The organism is Streptomyces sp. Je 1-332 (assembly GCF_040730185.1).
Taxonomy (GTDB): domain Bacteria; phylum Actinomycetota; class Actinomycetes; order Streptomycetales; family Streptomycetaceae; genus Streptomyces.
On record NZ_CP160402.1, the window covers coordinates 5544993 to 5560866 of the forward strand.

Consider the following 15874-nt stretch of genomic DNA (forward strand, 5'->3'; position numbering starts at 1 on the left):
CCCCTGCCTCGTCGTCACAGTTACCGGCGGTCACGACTTATGAGACTGCCTGTCAGCAAGGGCGTCAATCCCTTGCGCACGACTTGTTGACCCGACGTCTACGACCGTGTGAGCCTGCCAACTACCAATCGGTACAAGCGATTACGGAGCGTCCCGGGTCAATTCTTAGGAGCCGTCAGTGTCCACGCACGAGCTGTACACGAACCCCCCGGACCAGACCATCTGGCAGATACCGGCGAACGGCGCGGCCCGCTTCAGCTGGGAGTACGACGAGGGCCGCGCCCGGCTGCTCGCCCTCTACCAGAAGGGCAAGGACAAGCAGTGGGACGGGGCCAAGCGCATCGCCTGGGACCTGGAGGTCGACCCGTACGACCCCCTGGGCACCCCCGACGAGTCCCTCTCCCTCTACGGCACCCGTCACTGGGCGAAGATGACGGAGCGGGACAAGGGTGAGCTGCGCAAGCACTACGCCTCCTGGCAGTTCAGCCAGTTCCTGCACGGTGAGCAGGGCGCGATGGTGTGTGCGGCGCGCATCGTGGAGTCCGTCCCCGACCTGGACGCCAAGTTCTACTCCGCGACCCAGACCATGGACGAGGCGCGGCACGCGGAGGTCTACGGCCGTTTCCTGCACGACAAGATCGGCATGCTCTACCCGATCAACGACAACCTCCAGTCGCTGCTCGGCGACACCCTGCGCGACTCCCGCTGGGACATGCCCTACCTCGGCATGCAGGTCCTGATCGAGGGGCTGGCCCTCGCCGCCTTCGGCATGATCCGCGACACGACGGACAAGCCGCTGCCCAAGCAGATCCTCGCCTACGTCATGCAGGACGAGGCCCGGCACGTGGCCTTCGGCCGCATGGCCCTGCGGGACTACTACAAGCACCTCTCCGACGCGGAACTGCGCGAGCGCGAGGAATTCGTCATCGAGGGCTGCTACTTGATGCGCGACCGCCTGCGCGGCGTCGAGGTCCTGGAGAACTTCGGCATCCCGAAGGCGGAGGCCGAGGAGTGCAGCGAGAACTCCGAATTCCTCGCCCTGTTCCGGCAGTTGCTCTTCAGCCGCATCGTCCCGTGCGTCAAGGACATCGGCCTGTGGGGCAAGCGCCTCCAGGAGGCGTACGTCGACATGGGCGTCTTCGAGATGGGCAACGCCAACCTCGACCAGCTGATGGCCCAGGACGAGGAGATCGCCGAGAAACTGGACGCGGAGCGGTTCGCGGCGGAGGAGGGCGAGCGGGTGGCGGAGGTGGCGGACATGATCGCCGCCGGCGAAGGGCAGTAGCACTGGCGGGCCCCGGCCGGGGCCCGCCAGTGCTCACCTCAGGACCCCCCAAGCACCGCCTCCATCACCGCCCTGGCGATCGGTGCCGCGCTGCCGCCGCCGCTGATGTCGCCCCGGTCCGCCGCCGCGTCCTCCACCACCACCGCCACCGCCACCGACGGTTGTGCCTCGCCGGACTTCTGGGCCCAGGAGATGAACCACGCGTACGGCGTGCCGGAGTTGTCGATGCCGTGCTGGGCCGTGCCCGTCTTGCCGCCCACCGTCACGCCGGGGATCGCCGCGTTGCCGCCCGTGCCCTCCTCGACCACGCCGGTCATCATCTCCCGCAGCTGCATGGCCGTGGCCGGGTTCATCGCCTGGTGGAGGGAGCTGGTGCCGGTGTTGCGCACCACGTCGCCGTCGTCCGTCGTGGTCTCGTCCACCAGGTTCGGGGACTGCACCTGCCCGCCGTTGGCCACCGCCGCCGAGACCATCGCCATCTGCAGGGGCGTCGCCCTCGTGTCGTACTGGCCGATGGCGGAGAGCGCCAGCTGCGCCTTGTCCATCGAGGTGTCGAAGTTGCTCGCCGCTACCGCCGACGGGATCTTCAGGCCGCTGTCGTTGAAGCCGAAGTTCCGCGCCGTGCCCAGCATGTCGTCCAGGCCGGTGTCCGCGCCCAGCTTGGCGAAGACCGTGTTGCAGGACCACTCGAAGGCGTAGCGGAGGGTCGCGTTCGTGCAGCCCTCGACCTCGTTCGTCAGCTCCGTGCTCGTGCCGGGCAGCGTGTAGGGGTTGGGGGACTTCGTGGCGGCGTCAAGGTCCGTGACCGTCCCGGCGTCCAGCGCCGCCGCCGCCGTCACCACCTTGAACGTCGAACCGGGCGGGTACGTCTGGCGGATCGCCCGGTTCAGCATGGGTTTGTCGGCGCTGCCGTTCAGCGCCGTCCAGGACTTCGCCACCGACCCGCTGGTGCCCGAAAGACGCTCGGGATCGTACGAGGGGGTGCTGACCAGGGCGAGGATCTTCCCGGTCGACGGCTCGATCGCGGCGACCGCGCCCTTCTTGCCGTCGAGCCCGGCGTACGCGGCCTGCTGAGCCGCCGCCTTGATGGTGGTCCGCACCATGCCGCCGGGGTTCTGCGCGCGGCTGACGTCGTTCCACAGGGGGAGCGGGGCGAGCATCGGGTCGGTGCCGGAGAGGATGTCGTCCTCGGCGTTCTCCACGAGGGTCGTGCCGTAGACCTGCGAGGCGTACCCGGTCACCGGGGCGTACAACGGCCCGTTCTTGTACGTCCGTTCGTAGCGGAGCTGCTCCCCGGTGTCCTTGGAGCCGGTGACCGGGCGGCCGTCGACCAGGATGTCGCCGCGCGGCTGCCCGAAGCGGACGATGGCCTGGCGGCGGTTGGCGGGGTTCTCGTCGAAGTGCTCGGCCTGGACGACCTGGACGCGGGTCGCGTTCACGAGCAGGGCGATCAGGAGCAGCGCGCAGAACGCGGCGGCATGCCGGATGTACCTGGTCACGCGTCCTCCCCGAGGGGGTCGACCGGCTGACTGCGCGCCGAGTCGCTGACCCGGATGAGCAGCGCCACGATGATCCAGTTGGTGACGACCGACGAACCGCCCTGCGCCAGGAAGGGCATCGCCATGCCGGTCAGCGGAATGAGCCCGGTCACGCCGCCCGCGATCACGAACACCTGGAGCGCGACGATCGAGGCGAGCCCGACCGCGAGGAGCCGCCCGAAGGCGTCCCGCAGCGCGAGCCCCGCCCTGAAGCCGCGCTCCACCAGCAGCGCGTACAACAAGAAGATCGCGGCGAGGCCCGCGAGTCCCAGCTCCTCGCCGGCCGTCGCCAGGATGAAGTCGGACTTGGCGGCGAAGCCGATGAGGATGGAGTGCCCGAGCCCGAGCCCGGTCCCGAGCATCCCGCCGGCCGCGAACGCGAAGAGCGACTGGGCCAGTTGGTTCGGCCCCTCACCCGCGTCGATGGAGGCGAAGGGGTGCAGCCAGTCCTCGACGCGGCTGTGCACGTGGGGTTCGAGCGAGCCGACGGTGTACGCCCCGATCCCGGCGAGCACCAGGCCGACCGCGATCCAGCCGGTGCGCCCCGTCGCGACGTACAGCAGGATCAAGAAGAGGCCGAAGAAGAGCAGCGAGGTGCCGAGGTCCCGTTCGAGGACCAGGACCCCGACGCTCAGGAGCCAGATCGCGACGATCGGGCCGAGCACGCGTCCGGTCGGCAGCTGGAGCTTCGTCAGCTTCCAGACCGTACGGCCGGTGTAGGCGAGGGCGTTGCGGTTGGCGGAGAGATAGCTGGCGAAGAAGATCGCGAGCAGGATCTTGGCGAACTCGCCGGGCTGGATGGAGAATCCGCCGATCCTGATCCAGATCCGGGCGCCGTTCACGGCCGGGAAGAAGATCGGCACGATCATGAGGACCAGCGCGGCGACGACGCAGATGTACGCGTACCGCTGGAGCACCCGGTGGTCGCGCAGGAAGACCACGACGCCGATGAAGAGCGCCACGCCGACGGTGGACCAGATGAGTTGCGTGGGCGCTGCCTCGTCGCCGGGGGTCTCCAGGTCGAGCCGGTAGATCAGGACGAGGCCCAGCCCGTTGAGGAGCACCGCGATCGGCAGGAGCAGCGGATCGGCGAAGGGCGCGCGGAAGCGGACCGCGAGGTGCGCCACGAGCGCGAGCACGCCGAGCCCGGCGCCGTAACCGGCGGCGCCGGGCGGGACGGTGCCGTTCTTGGCGAGGCCGACGTCGCAGTAGCCGTAGACCGAGAGCAGGACGGCCACGACGATCAGGGCGACCTCGGTGCCACGGCGCCGGGGCACGCGAACAGCGGGAACGGAAGGGGGCGCCGCTGCTGTTCGGGTCATGCCCGGAACGTAGCAAGCGATAGGCCCCCATGTCCGTTTATGTCACCCGTGCTTGTGGTGCGTCAGCACCAGCGCGGCGCGGGCCCGATGTTCGAGATGTAGTGCGCGGCGCCCCATGCCCAGGTGCCGTTGGTGAGCAGGTACCAGCGGTTGTTGCCGGACACATGGTCACCGGTCGTCTTGCAGTAGATCGAGACGACCTTGCCGTACGGAACGCTGCGGATCACCTTGCTGCCCCGGTGCGGGGAGGTGCGCAGCAGCAGTCCGCCCTTGGCGATGACGCGCCCCTTGTAGACGCGCGGGTGGCTGTTGGTGTCGCTGTCGCCGGCCGCGACGGCCGGGCCGGTGAGGGTGAGGGCGGCGAGCGCGCTGCCGGCGGCCAGTATGCCGAGCCGGGCGGTGGCGGAGGTGGGCCGAAGGGACACGGGGACTCCTCTGGGGACGAGGGCGGATGTGATGCGGCCTCAGGCCCCGGGAACGAGGGGGATAGGCCGCAATTCACACTAAAATCCGCACGCTGGGCACGCAAAAGGTCACACGGCGTCAAACCGCCCGTCAGACCGTCCCGTCGGCGCCCCTGACACCGTTCCCCGCGCACTCCTCGTACGGCAGCGTCAGCGTCGCCACCGCGCCTCCGTCGGCCGCGTTGGTGAACGTGAGCTGCGCTCCGAGGACCGCCGTCTGGCCCAACGCGATCGTCAGACCGAGGCCGTGGCCCCTGGTCGTCCCCTCGGTGCGGAACCGCTGCGGCCCGTGTTCCACCAGGTAGTCGGGGTATCCGTCGCCGTGGTCGCGCACCGTGACCACGGGCCCGTCGACGGTCAGCACGATGGGCCGCCGCCCGTGCTTGTCCGCGTTGGCGATGAGATTCCCGAGCACCCGCTCGAGACGACGCCGGTCGGTCTCCACGCAGACATCGGTGACGACGACCAGCTCGGCGTCGACTCCCGAACCCCGCACGGCGCGCTCGGCCAACGGGGCGAGATGGTGGTCGTCCAGGTCCACGCGCTCGCTCTTCGCGTCGAGCCGGGAGATCTCCAGGAGGTCCTCGGTGAGGGTCCGCAGCGCGGCGACCCGGTCGCGCACCAGCTCGGTCGGGCGGCCGGGCGGCAGCAGCTCCGCCGCCGCGTGCAGACCCGTCAGCGGCGTACGCAGCTCGTGCGCCACGTCCGCGGTGAACCGCTGCTCGCTCTGGAGCTTGCCCTGCATCGAGGACGCCATCGTGTCGAGCGCCCCGGAGACCGCGGCCACCTCGTCCTGATGGCGCGAGGGTTCGCGGGTGCGCGGGTCGTTCACGCGGGCGTCCAGGTCACCGGCGCTGATCCGGCGGGCCACCGTCGCCGTCTGATGCAGGCGCCGCGTCACGCGCGTCACGGAGAACGCCCCGAGCAGCAGCGTCGCCCCGATCGCGAGCACCGAGGAACCGAGGATCGCCCGGTCGAGTCCGTCGATGGTGCGGGCACCCTGGGCGTAGTCGACCCGTACGGCGATGGCGCGCCGTTCCGCGGCGGGCCCCGCCGCCCACATCGTCGGCCGGGAGTCCTGCGCGGCGACCATCGTGCCGCGCTCCCCGTCCACCGCGAGCTTCCGCAGCTGTTCGGGAAGGCCCGCCGGATCGATCGCCGCGCCGGGACCGAGCTCGTCGCCCGCTTCGAACGCCGCGGTGGCGTCGTCGAGCCGGGTGAGGGCGTGATCGCGGGCCTGGCCCACCGTCTGGTTGGTCACCGAGACGTGCACGAGCGCGCCGAGCAGCGCGGCGAGCGCGCAGCACATGACGGTGATGAAGACAGCGGCCTTCCAGGTCAGGGTCGCCGTCCAGGCGGGGAGTCGCGGCCCGTGCGGCAGCCGGTGGCTCATCGGCTGTCACTCGGGGTCGGGAGGGGGCGCGCGCTCGCCGCGGGCTCGGGCTTGCGCGACGGCTTCCTCTTCGGCGCGTTCGGGGAGCGCACGATCTCGTCGGTCGTCGGCAGCATGGTCTTCTGGTGGGCGTCCCAGGACCAGACGGTGCGGTACTCGTACCCCTGCATGCCGGAGACGGCCCGGACGATCACCTCATGACCGGCCAGCTCGACACCGAGCACCGCGTCCCCCATCTCCATGATCTGCGTCAGCTGCCGCTTCTCCACGGCGTAGGCGCGAATGTCCAGATTCTCGGCGTGCCCCTCGGCCAGCCGGATACCGACGATGAGGTCGTCCTCGCCGTCACCGGTGAGGTCCCGGTAGTAGGCGTTCAGGACGGGGCACTCGCCGTCGCCGCCCTCGCGGGTGTCGCACTTTGCCAGCTGCTCGGCCGTCTCTTTGTAGACCGCGTCCGAACGGCTGTACATCCCCGGGTTCTCGTCGAAGTCCGCCTTGGCGACGGCCACCGGATTCGCCTTGTGCAGGTCCCCGCCCGGTACGTCGACGCCCTTGACCGGCAGGCTCTCTATCGTGCCGTAGTCCTCGGCGGGCGCCGACGGGGGCGGCAGCTTCGGCCACAGACGCGTGGGCGCCTGGGCGTCGGGCGTGGATCCCGCCCCGCGCAGGCCGCCGGGGTCGCCGCAGCCGCCGGCCAGCAGGGCGGCGGACAGGACGAGTCCTGCGGTGAGCGCGAGACGGCTCCGGTGCACTGCACTCCTGCCTGCCGGTGGAGCGGACCCGTGGGCTGCTCGGCTGCGGCGCGAGGTTCGGTTGCGGCGCCGCGGGGTCCGGGTCCCGTTGCCCGGGGCCGGCTACGGCGCGAGGTCGGCGTAGAGAATGATGTTGTCGGTGCGGTGACCGTCCTTGATCGGCCCGCCACAGGTCAGCAGGCGCAGCTCGGGCCGGTCGGTCGCCCCGTACACCTTATGGGTGGGGAAGTTCTTTTTGTCGACCTGTTCGATCTCGCGCACCTTGAACGTCGCGGTACTCCCGTCCGCTCGCGGCACCTCGATCGTGTCCCCCATTCTCACCTTCGCCACGTTCTTCATCAGCGCGGGCCCCTTCACGGTGTCGTAGTGCGCCACCAGGACGGCCGCCCCCTTCTCGCCGGGGGTCACACCACCGGTCCACCAGCCCGGCTCGTCCGCCTTGTCGACGGGCGGCACTTCGAGCGCGTCGTCCGCGCCCACAGCGAGGTCGAGCATCGACTTCGCATCGACGCCGGCCGCCGGTATTCGCAGGCCCGTCGGCCGGGACTTGCCCATCGGGGTGTTCGGCTCGGCCGCCGGGGATGCCGTGGCGTTGTTGACCTTGACGTCGGGCGCGGGGTCCTTGCCGGAGCCCTGGCCGCAGGCGATCAGGCCGATGCCGAGGGCGACGGTGAGCGTGGCGGCCGCGGCGATGCGGGTGGTGTGGCGATGCCTTACGGGGGCGGGCTCTGGGGCGGGGGTGGGCTCGGGCGCTTGTTCGGTGGGCGTGCTCACGGCGGCTCCTGCGGGGTGCGTGGGGGAGGGGGCTCAAGCGTCGGTGCGGCCGCGGCGCAGCATCGCGTACCCGAGACCGGCCGCACCGCTCGCCGCCATGGCACCACCGACGGCGATGAACACCGGGTCGCCGCTGTGGAACCCCTCGGTGCCGGCCTTGACGCCGCCTTCGGGGGTGTGGGTGCCGGGGGCGGCCGGCGCCACCGTCCGCGTGCTCTCCGTGCTGTTCGTGCTCTCCGCCTGTGTGGGCGTGTCCGCGACGGCGGCCGCGGCGGGCATGAGGAGCGCGCCGCCGATGGTGGCGGTCACGGCGGCGGAACGGAGGAGGAGGGTGCGGGGGTGGGTGCTCATGAGGGGGCGGTCCTTAGGACTGACGGCAGACGGCTGGGGGGGAACGGGGGAGCGAGGGGATCGGAGGAGGCACCTATGAAGCTAGATGTCCGTTATTGCGGCAATTCGGCATCTATGTAACAACGAGCCATCACCGGGGAGGCGGCACGGAGGCGGCACGGAGGCGGCGCGGAGTCGGCTTGGAGGCGCTGCCGTGACGAGTGGCTCAACGGTTGGCTCAACTTCCTTCCACCTCGCCCGGGTTCTTGCCCAAGGCATGTCCTTGCTGCTCCCATGGTCCGTGGGGTGATGGTGCATGAGCGGACTGCGCGTCATACCGGCCTGGCGGCACGGACAGGAGAGGCTCTACGTCTGCCTCACGGACGGCAGAAGCGTGGCGTGGTACGAGAGGGAGTCGTCCCGCGTGAACCTGCTCGGCGAGGAGCACAGGGAAGCCGTGCTGCGCGCCCTCGCACCCTTCCTGACCGGCGGCTACTCGATAGGCCCACCGCCGGTCCCCACCCCGGCCGAGCTGGCCCGCCTCGCCCTCCACCCGGACGACGACCTCGCCCCGAACCGCCCCGGCGAGGCACTCCTGGTCGCCCTCGACCGCGACCCGGCCCCCGCCCGCAGGCTGCGCGCCGACCCGCGGCAGCGGGCCCTCGCCGCCGAGCAGGCCATCGCCGACGTGCTCGACGGCCTCGAAGGCGGCGGCTGGCACACCCTGCACTCGGTGCCGCTGCCGGGCGGCGCCCGCATCCACCACCTGCTGATCGGGCCCGGCGGCCTGTTCAGCGTCCACACCCTCGCCGCCCGCAAGCAGCGGGTACGCGTCGCCGACCCGATGGTCACGGTCGGCCGCGCGGACCCGCGTCCACTCCTGAGGGAGCTGCGCGCCGACGCCGACCGGGCGTCCTTCGCGCTGACCGCCGAGATCCGCCCGGTCCTCGCCCTCTGCGGGGCGGCGGCCCTGGACGTCACGGCCCCGCCGCGCGAGGTGCGGATCGTGCGCGACGGGGAGGTGCCGGCGCTCGCGGGCATCGGCGGCGTACTGAAACCGGCCGATGTGGAGGCGCTGCACGCGATGGCCCGCGACCGGCGTACGTGGCTGCGGGTCTGAGGGGTCGAGGGTCTGGAGGTCTGGAGGCCTGGAGGTCTGGGTCTACAGGTTGTCCCCCCAGCCCCCCTGGATCATGGTCTGGAACGCCCAGGCCCCGCCCCGCTTCAGCAGGATGTCGGCGTACCGCAGCTGCTGCGTCTCGCCGTTCGCGGTCATCACCGAGTCGGTGAAGACCACGGCCATGGCGGGCGAGAGGAAGACGGGCGTGCGCGTGGACTCGAAGGTGATGTCCTCGCTCCCGTCCCCCATCACGTGCGTCATGGTCGCGACGAACTGCTCCCGGTCCCACTGCGCGGAGCGTCCGTCGCCCGCGGAGTCGTCGCTGACCAGATTGAGCGGGAAGACGGCCAGGTCGGCCATGCGCTCCACGTCGCGCCTCGCGCTGTGTGCGTCGTACTCGGCGAACCAGGCGGCCAGGCTCGCGCGGTCCTCGTCGGTCGCGATGTATCCGGTCTCGGGCAGTACGGTCACGTGGGCTCCTAATCAAGTTTGACTACGCGAAGGAGTGTATGCTCGCTTCCCACACTAATCAAACTTGAATAGATGTGGCGTCGGTCACGCCGCCCTACCTGTGGGGGAGAGGGTGGGCCCGGCCCGGATCGGTGAGTGGGTCCAGCAGATCCCCGTGCCGCTCGAGGCGGGGAGCGATGTCGGCGGCAAGGAAGGCGAGCTGTGCCGGTTCGCCGCACTCCTCGACTTCATCCCAGGTCACAGGGGTGGACACCGTCGGTTCCTGGCGGGCGCGCAGGGTGTAGGGGGTAGCGGTCGTCTTCGCCGCGGCGTTCTGGCTGAAATCGACGAAGACCTTGCCGGGGCGCAGGCTGCGGGTCATCCGGTGGACGACGAGCTCGGGCAGCTCGGCCTCGGCTTCCTGGGCGAGCTTCTTCGCGTACGCGGTGACGTCCTCGGAGGGCGTCGGCTCCAGGGCGCAGAGCAGGTGCAGGCCCTTGGATCCCGAGGTCTTGGCGTATGCGTCCAGGCCGTCGGCCTGGAGCCGCTCACGCAGCCAGAGGCCCGCCCGGCAGCACTCGACGATGGTGGCGGGCTCGCCCGGATCCAGGTCGAGCACGAGACGGTCGGCCATGGCCGGGGCGTCCTCCTGCCACTGCGGGGTGTGGAACTCGGTCACGAGGTTGCCCGCCCACATCAGTGAGGCCAGGTCGTTCACGACGATCTGCCGGGTGTCCCCGTCCGAGCGCGGCACGTCGGCGGTATGCACCCAGTCGGGGGTGCCCGGGGGCACGTTCTTGGCGAAGAAACGCTGGCCGTCCGGCCCGTCCGGGAAGCGCAGGAAGGAGAGGGGGCGGTTGCGGAGGTGGGGGAGAAGGGCCTCGGCCGTGCTGGCGTAGTAGTGCAGCATCTCGCCCTTGGTGAAGCCGGACGCGGAGTAGAGGACCTTGTCGAGATTGCTGAGGGAGAGCCGTCGCCCCTCCACCTCGGTGATCGGCGTCATACGATGAGAATCCCACGAATAGGGACGAATGGATTCCCGCGAATAGTGACGAACCACCCTGAAACGGTGCTCGGCTGCTGAGAGGTGCCTGACGTGCGATCCATATGGAACGGTGCGATCTCCTTCGGCTTGGTCAGCATCCCGGTCAAGCTCATGAACGCCACAGAGAACCACTCGGTGTCCTTCCGGCAGATCCATGTGGAGGACGGCGGCAGGGTCCGCTACCGCAAGGTGTGCGAGCTGGAGGAGCGGGAGGTGACGTCCGCGGAGATCGGCAAGGGGTACGAGGACGCGGACGGCGCGATCATCCCGATCACGGACGAGGATCTGGCCGCCCTGCCGCTCCCGACGGCCAAGACGATCGAGATCGTCGCCTTCGTGCCCGCGGACGCGGTCGATCCCATGCAGATGGACACGGCGTACTACTTGTCGGCCAATGGAGTGCCCGCGGCGAAGCCGTACACGCTCCTGCGGGAGGCGCTGAAGCGGAGCGGGAAGGTGGCGGTCGCCAGGTTCGCGCTACGGGGCCGGGAGCGGCTGGGGATGCTCCGGGTGGTGGACGACGTGATCGCGATGCACGGGCTGCTGTGGCCGGACGAGATCCGCTCCCCGGAGGACGCCGCTCCGGACGCCAGGGCCACGGTGCGGGACGCGGAGCTGGACCTGGCAGACGCCCTGATGGACACGCTGGGGGAGGTCGACGTCTCCACCCTCCACGACGACTACCGCGCGGCGGTGGAGAAACTCATCACCGCCAAGGCCGAGGGCACGCTCCCGGCGGAGCCGGCTGCTGAGGGGGACGCCGGTGGAGGCAAGGTGATCGACCTGATGGCGGCACTGGAGAAGAGCGTGCGCGCGGCATCCGGCAAGGGGAACGGGAAGGGGAAGGGGAACGGGACCGGAGCGTCGGCTGAGGTGACCCCACTGAAGCGGGGCGCCCACAAGCGGGCGGCGGCGAAGACGACGCCGAAGGAGGTCGGCGGCAAGAAGTCGACGGCGAAGAAGACGACGCAGGCGAAGAAGTCGACGACGAAGAAGCCGGCAGCAAAGAAGACAACAAAAAAGCGAACAACGGCGTAGTACGGACGAACGATCGCCAGGCCGCGCACCAGGCCACGCACCAAGCCCCGCCCCTCCCCGGCACTGCCGCCTGCGAAACCGGCTGCTGCACGCCCCCACTCACCTGGCGCCCCCAGGCTCGCCCCCACGCACGGACGCGGGGAACCTGGAGCCATGACCAAGGACCAGGACAGCAACTACCGGCCCGTCGTCTTCCGGGACCGCTCGGCGGGCTACGCCTTCCTCACCCGTTCCACCGCGGAGAGCGACCAGACCATCGAGTGGGACGACGGCGAGACGTACCCCCTGGTGGAGGTGGAGATCTCCTCCGAGAGCCACCCCTTCTACACGGGCCGCGCCCGAGTCGTGGACTCCGAAGGCCAGGTCGCCAGGTTCGAACGCCGCTACGGCGATCAGGCACCCCCGGCCGCACCGGAGGCACCGTAGGCATGAGGACACACGCCACGCCGCACGCGCCGCATGAGTGGCATGAGGGACACGACGCCCCGACGATGTCCGTAGAAGCTTGATCACGAACGTGAAGAACGAACGAGACCGACGCACAACGAACGACGACGAACGAGCTTGATCACAAGAAGGCGGCGGGCATGACCGACGGCACGACCGATCTCCAGGCGCTGGCGGCCGAGGCGTACATCTACGGCTACCCGATGGTGCTCAACCTCGACGAAGTCGACCGCGTCTCCCGCACGGGCATGGGCACGCTGTCCCCCGCTCCGTTCAACGAGTTCAGCCACGCGAGCCGGCTCGCGGGCCCGGACGACACCTTCGTGAGCGTCAACAACGACACCGTCTACTCGCTGGCCCAGCTGGACCTCTCCGGCGGCGCCCAGCTCCTGACGGTGCCGGACACGGACGGCCGCTACTACGTCCTGCAGTTCGTCGACGCCTGGACCAACAACTTTGCGTACGTGGGCCGCCGCGCAACCGGCACCGGCGCGGCCAGCTTCCTGCTCACCCCGCCCGGATGGGACGAGGAGGTCCCCCTGGGCGCCACCCGCATCGCCGTGCCGACCGAGGTGGCGACGATCGTCGGCCGGTGGGCCTGCTCGGGCCCGGACGACCTCGCGGCCGTGCAGGCACTCCAGGAGGACACCCTTTTGGAGCCGTACTGGACGGCCTCCGGAGAGTCCCACGGGCTGCCGACCCACACGTACATCCCCGACGGCGAACCGGAGCTGCTCTTCTACGAGAAGCTGCGGGCCCGCATGGCCGCCTTCCCGCCCGCGCCGGCCGACCTCGCGTATCAGCAGCGGTTCGCCCCGCTGGGCCTGCTGGACGCGCAGAGCCCCTACGCGTCGCCCGAGCCCGACCTGGCCAACGCGCTGCGCGCGGGATTCGCCGCGGGCAAGGAGAAGGTCGAGTCCGCCTCGACCCAGGGGGACATCCCCGAGCAGAACGGCTGGAAGCTGACCTACCACGCCTTCGACTACAACGCCGACCACTTCGAGGTCGGCACGCACAAGGGTCCCCAATGGATCTACACGGACCGGGAGTTGGGCCGCATGGTGCGCGCCACGTCGGCCCGCACCGCGCTCTGGGGCAACCACGGCTACGAGGCCGCGTACGCGATGGCATGGAACGACGGTGACGGGCAGCCCCTGGAAGGCGGCCAGTCCTACACCCTGCGCTTCGAGAAGCCGCCGCCCGTGGACGCGTTCTGGTCGATCACGATGTACGACCTGCCGGACTACTACCTGGTCGACAACCCCGTCGCCCGCTACTCCATCGGCGACCGCACCCCGGGCCTGAGCTACGACGACGACGGCTCCCTCACCCTGCGCCTCCAGCCGCAACGCCCCGCCGACGACAAGACGGCCGCCAACTGGCTGCCCACCCCCAGCGGGAACTTCCGCCCGATCCTGCGGATGTACACGCCACACGCCGCGGTCTTCGACGGGACGTACGAGGTGCCGCCGATCCGCCGGCGTCAGGCCGAGTGAAGGACGGGCCGGTAGACGAGTTCCTGGATGTGACCGTCGAGGGTCGTGCGGTCGATCAGCTCGAGGTCGAAGTCGGCGGCGCCCCGGAAGATCGGGTCGAGCCCGGTCCGACCGGTGATCACGGGGAAGAGCGTCACCTGGACGCGGTCGACCAGACCGGCGGCCATCAGCGCCCGGTTCATCGACAGGCTGCCGTGTGAGCGCAGCGGTACGTCGGACTCCTTCTTGAGCCGGGCGACGACATCGACGGCGTCACCGCTCGCGAGGTCCGCGTCCGGCCAGTCGAGAGGCCCTTCCAAGGTGGTCGAGACCACGGTGGTCGGCAGATTCCGCATCCGCGTGACCCACGGGTCACGCACATCGGAGTCGGCGGTGCTCGAAGCCAGCATCTGCGCGAACGCCCGATAGGTGTTGGCCCCGAAAACCATCCGCTGTTCCTGGCCGTACAGCGCAAGCCGATGATCGAGAAGCTCGGGCCCCTGCTTGCCCCAGTAACCGGTCCAGTCACCACTGGCGGCACCGTAACCGTCAAGGCTGCTGAAGACATCAAAGGTGTAGGTGACGGTCATGACGCTCTCCTAGCCTGCGGCTGATCACGTATCGCCAACGTACGAATCGCCGACGTCGCCAATACAGACCCTCACAGCCGACGAGACTCATCGGTGCCGAGGCCACACCGGGAGGACGCCGCTGAAGCAGAGCCGGAATTGTGGCTTCCGGCGAACTCAGCCGGTCTCAGCCGGTTGGTTCGCTTCTCCGGGGCCCCTCTGCGGTCAGTAGGCGCGCGAGCTTGTCCCGTGCGCCGTCGAGCGTGGCGAGCATCTGTGCACGGGTCTCCTCGAAGCCGGGATCGACTTCGACGCCGAGGTCGTGTCGCAGGGTGACCCGTAGCAGGTATACGCCGTCGGACAGTGAGCCACTGAACCAGGTATCGGCCTGCTGGTACGCCTCGTCGAGGTCAGGGCTGCTGGGCAGATGCTTGACGACCGCATACCCGATCCCGAGAGACCTGTTGAGTGTCGATGCGACGTCCAGGACATCCTTGGCCAGTGTCATCTGTGCCTGGGAGTACTCGTCCGCCCAGGCCTCCTTCGCGCTTTCGAGCAGGGCCGGGTCGATGCTCTCGCCGCGCTTCGCTGCCAAGACGGCGTCCCGGGCGGCGACTCGGTAGGCGCGAGCGGTGGTGTTCAGGCGGGCATAGAGATCTCGGCGGGCTTGTGTCGATTGCTCGTGGCGCTCCTGGTCTCGTTCTCGGTCGACCCGTTCGTTCTGCTCCCGGTTGGCGCGCTGGCTGAGCACCGCCCCACCGAGGGTTCCCCCCAACGTTCCTCCGACGGTGATGAGCGCGACGGCAAAGGTGGTTACATCCACGAGATCCTCCAACTCGTCCAGTCGTCCGACTGCAGCCAGCGGTGAACGGCTGCGGGTGTTGGGCCACCTCCGCCAGACTCATGCACACCTGCAGTGAGTTCGTGGGGGGGCATGCATGGCACAACTAGGAGTCGAGGATGCTCCAAGATCCCGTCCACGCTTCGTGCTGCACCTGCCTGCACATACGCGAAGACCCCGGCCTCAGCGTTTCCGCTGGTGACGGGGTCTTTGGGCACCTCACGCAAGGTGCCCCCGGCAGGATTCGAACCTGCGCACACGGCTCCGGAGGCCGTTGCTCTATCCCCTGAGCTACGGGGGCGTGTCGATGCGGGTTGCGCCGCGACGTGTAGAACCCTACCAGCTCTGAACGGCTCCCTATGAACAGGTATTTCCGCACTCCGGGGCCGTGGGAGCGGACGCATCCGCACCCCTGCGTCCCAGACGTCACCCGTGGCTCCCTCGCGCGTTCCCCCGCAGGGGGTGGAAGTGGGGAAAACCCGGACGCGATGGTGGGCGCGGACCTACTCTCGAGTTGTGTCAGGCGTGTCAGGCCGCGTGCTTGTTGTGGACGACAACAAGGTCATCCGGCAGCTGATCAGGGTCAACCTCGAGCTGGAGGGCTTCGAGGTCGTGACCGCGGCTGATGGTGCCGAATGCCTGGATGTGGTGAACCAGGTCAGACCCGATGTCGTCACGCTCGACGTGGTGATGCCCCGCCTCGACGGGCTGCGTACCGCCGCTCGGCTGCGTTCCGATCCGCGGACCCGGGATCTGCCCATCGTCATCGTCAGTGCCTGCACCCAGTATGAGGTGGCCGGCGGGCTTGAGGCCGGGGTGGACGCCTTCCTCGCCAAGCCGTTCGAACCTACCGAACTGCTGGGAATCGTAAGGCAGTTGAGGGAACACGGCAGTGGCGGTGGTGATGACGACGGCGGGCATGATGCCCTCGGTGGTGAGTGCGGGGCCACCGAAGAAGCCGAACGCGCCGGCCGCCCCAGCGTCTGACCCCGGCCTCGCCCTGCTTGCCGTCCCCGCCGCCGAAGCCACGC

At 69.6% G+C, this 15874-nt stretch carries 17 protein-coding genes and 1 tRNA gene; 6 read left to right on the plus strand and 12 right to left on the minus strand.

What is annotated here, in order from left to right; genetic code table 11:
• Positions 1-178: 178 nt before the first annotated feature.
• Entirely contained in the window at positions 179-1285 is a 1107-nt protein-coding gene (locus tag ABXJ52_RS25245) for a ferritin-like domain-containing protein (protein ID WP_367044953.1), read from the plus strand.
• Positions 1286-1323: 38 nt separating this feature from the next.
• On the opposite strand, the gene ABXJ52_RS25250 is transcribed toward ABXJ52_RS25245, so the two are convergent.
• The 7 genes from ABXJ52_RS25250 to ABXJ52_RS25280 form a co-directional block, all read right to left on the minus strand.
• Positions 1324-2784, minus strand: a complete 1461-nt coding sequence (locus ABXJ52_RS25250) for a penicillin-binding transpeptidase domain-containing protein (protein ID WP_367044954.1) — start codon at positions 2782-2784, stop codon at positions 1324-1326.
• Positions 2781-4145: an FtsW/RodA/SpoVE family cell cycle protein gene (locus ABXJ52_RS25255; protein WP_367044955.1), complete on the minus strand. Its 1365-nt coding sequence runs from the start codon at positions 4143-4145 to the stop codon at positions 2781-2783. The genes ABXJ52_RS25250 and ABXJ52_RS25255 overlap by 4 nt, the downstream gene beginning before the upstream one ends.
• Positions 4146-4207: 62 nt before the next feature.
• Entirely contained in the window at positions 4208-4570 is a 363-nt protein-coding gene (locus tag ABXJ52_RS25260; RefSeq protein ID WP_367044956.1) for an SH3 domain-containing protein, read from the minus strand.
• Between the two features lie 130 nt (positions 4571-4700).
• Positions 4701-6002: a HAMP domain-containing sensor histidine kinase gene (locus tag ABXJ52_RS25265; protein ID WP_367044957.1), complete on the minus strand. Its 1302-nt coding sequence runs from the start codon at positions 6000-6002 to the stop codon at positions 4701-4703.
• Positions 5999-6754 (minus strand): hypothetical protein, encoded by a 756-nt coding sequence (locus tag ABXJ52_RS25270; protein ID WP_367044958.1) that lies wholly within the window; start codon positions 6752-6754, stop codon positions 5999-6001. Before ABXJ52_RS25270 ends, ABXJ52_RS25265 begins: the two co-directional genes overlap by 4 nt.
• Positions 6755-6856: 102 nt before the next feature.
• The gene (locus ABXJ52_RS25275) at positions 6857-7447 is read right to left on the minus strand and encodes a class F sortase (protein ID WP_367049252.1); all 591 of its coding nucleotides are present in this window, start codon (positions 7445-7447) and stop codon (positions 6857-6859) included.
• Positions 7448-7561: 114 nt separating this feature from the next.
• Complete coding sequence (locus ABXJ52_RS25280) at positions 7562-7879, minus strand: hypothetical protein (RefSeq protein ID WP_367044959.1); 318 nt, start codon at positions 7877-7879, stop codon at positions 7562-7564.
• A 295-nt stretch (positions 7880-8174) separates the two neighbouring features.
• Here ABXJ52_RS25280 and ABXJ52_RS25285 point away from each other — a divergent pair, with 295 nt between their 5' ends.
• Positions 8175-8978, plus strand: coding sequence for a nuclease-related domain-containing protein (locus ABXJ52_RS25285; RefSeq protein ID WP_367044960.1), 804 nt, complete (start codon positions 8175-8177; stop codon positions 8976-8978).
• Positions 8979-9020: 42 nt separating this feature from the next.
• Here the strand turns inward: ABXJ52_RS25285 and ABXJ52_RS25290 are convergent, their stop codons facing one another.
• Positions 9021-9449 carry a DUF4440 domain-containing protein gene (locus ABXJ52_RS25290; RefSeq protein WP_367044961.1) on the minus strand — a complete coding sequence of 143 codons (429 nt, stop codon included), beginning with the start codon at positions 9447-9449 and terminating at the stop codon, positions 9021-9023.
• 94 nt (positions 9450-9543) lie between these two features.
• Positions 9544-10431: a non-homologous end-joining DNA ligase gene (gene ligD / locus ABXJ52_RS25295; protein ID WP_367044962.1), complete on the minus strand. Its 888-nt coding sequence runs from the start codon at positions 10429-10431 to the stop codon at positions 9544-9546.
• 93 nt (positions 10432-10524) lie between these two features.
• Between ligD and ABXJ52_RS25300 the strand changes: the two genes are divergently transcribed.
• The 3 genes from ABXJ52_RS25300 to ABXJ52_RS25310 all read left to right on the plus strand — a co-directional run bounded on the left by ABXJ52_RS25300 (position 10525) and on the right by ABXJ52_RS25310 (position 13454).
• The gene (locus ABXJ52_RS25300) at positions 10525-11511 is read left to right on the plus strand and encodes a Ku protein (protein ID WP_367044963.1); all 987 of its coding nucleotides are present in this window, start codon (positions 10525-10527) and stop codon (positions 11509-11511) included.
• Between the two features lie 153 nt (positions 11512-11664).
• Positions 11665-11937, plus strand: coding sequence for a type B 50S ribosomal protein L31 (locus tag ABXJ52_RS25305; protein WP_367044964.1), 273 nt, complete (start codon positions 11665-11667; stop codon positions 11935-11937).
• Between the two features lie 161 nt (positions 11938-12098).
• Positions 12099-13454 (plus strand): DUF1254 domain-containing protein, encoded by a 1356-nt coding sequence (locus ABXJ52_RS25310; RefSeq protein WP_367044965.1) that lies wholly within the window; start codon positions 12099-12101, stop codon positions 13452-13454.
• Here the strand turns inward: ABXJ52_RS25310 and ABXJ52_RS25315 are convergent.
• From ABXJ52_RS25315 to ABXJ52_RS25325, 3 genes are all read right to left on the minus strand, one after another.
• Positions 13442-14023 (minus strand): dihydrofolate reductase family protein, encoded by a 582-nt coding sequence (locus ABXJ52_RS25315; protein WP_367044966.1) that lies wholly within the window; start codon positions 14021-14023, stop codon positions 13442-13444. The two genes, ABXJ52_RS25310 and ABXJ52_RS25315, sit on opposite strands and share 13 nt — an antisense overlap.
• A 166-nt stretch (positions 14024-14189) precedes the next feature.
• Positions 14190-14825: a hypothetical protein gene (locus tag ABXJ52_RS25320; protein ID WP_367044967.1), complete on the minus strand. Its 636-nt coding sequence runs from the start codon at positions 14823-14825 to the stop codon at positions 14190-14192.
• A gap of 247 nt (positions 14826-15072) precedes the next feature.
• Positions 15073-15144, minus strand: a tRNA-Arg gene (locus ABXJ52_RS25325).
• Between the two features lie 161 nt (positions 15145-15305).
• On the opposite strand from ABXJ52_RS25325, the gene ABXJ52_RS25330 reads away from it, so the two are divergent.
• Complete coding sequence (locus tag ABXJ52_RS25330) at positions 15306-15830, plus strand: response regulator (protein ID WP_367049254.1); 525 nt, start codon at positions 15306-15308, stop codon at positions 15828-15830.
• Positions 15831-15874 lie beyond the last annotated feature (44 nt).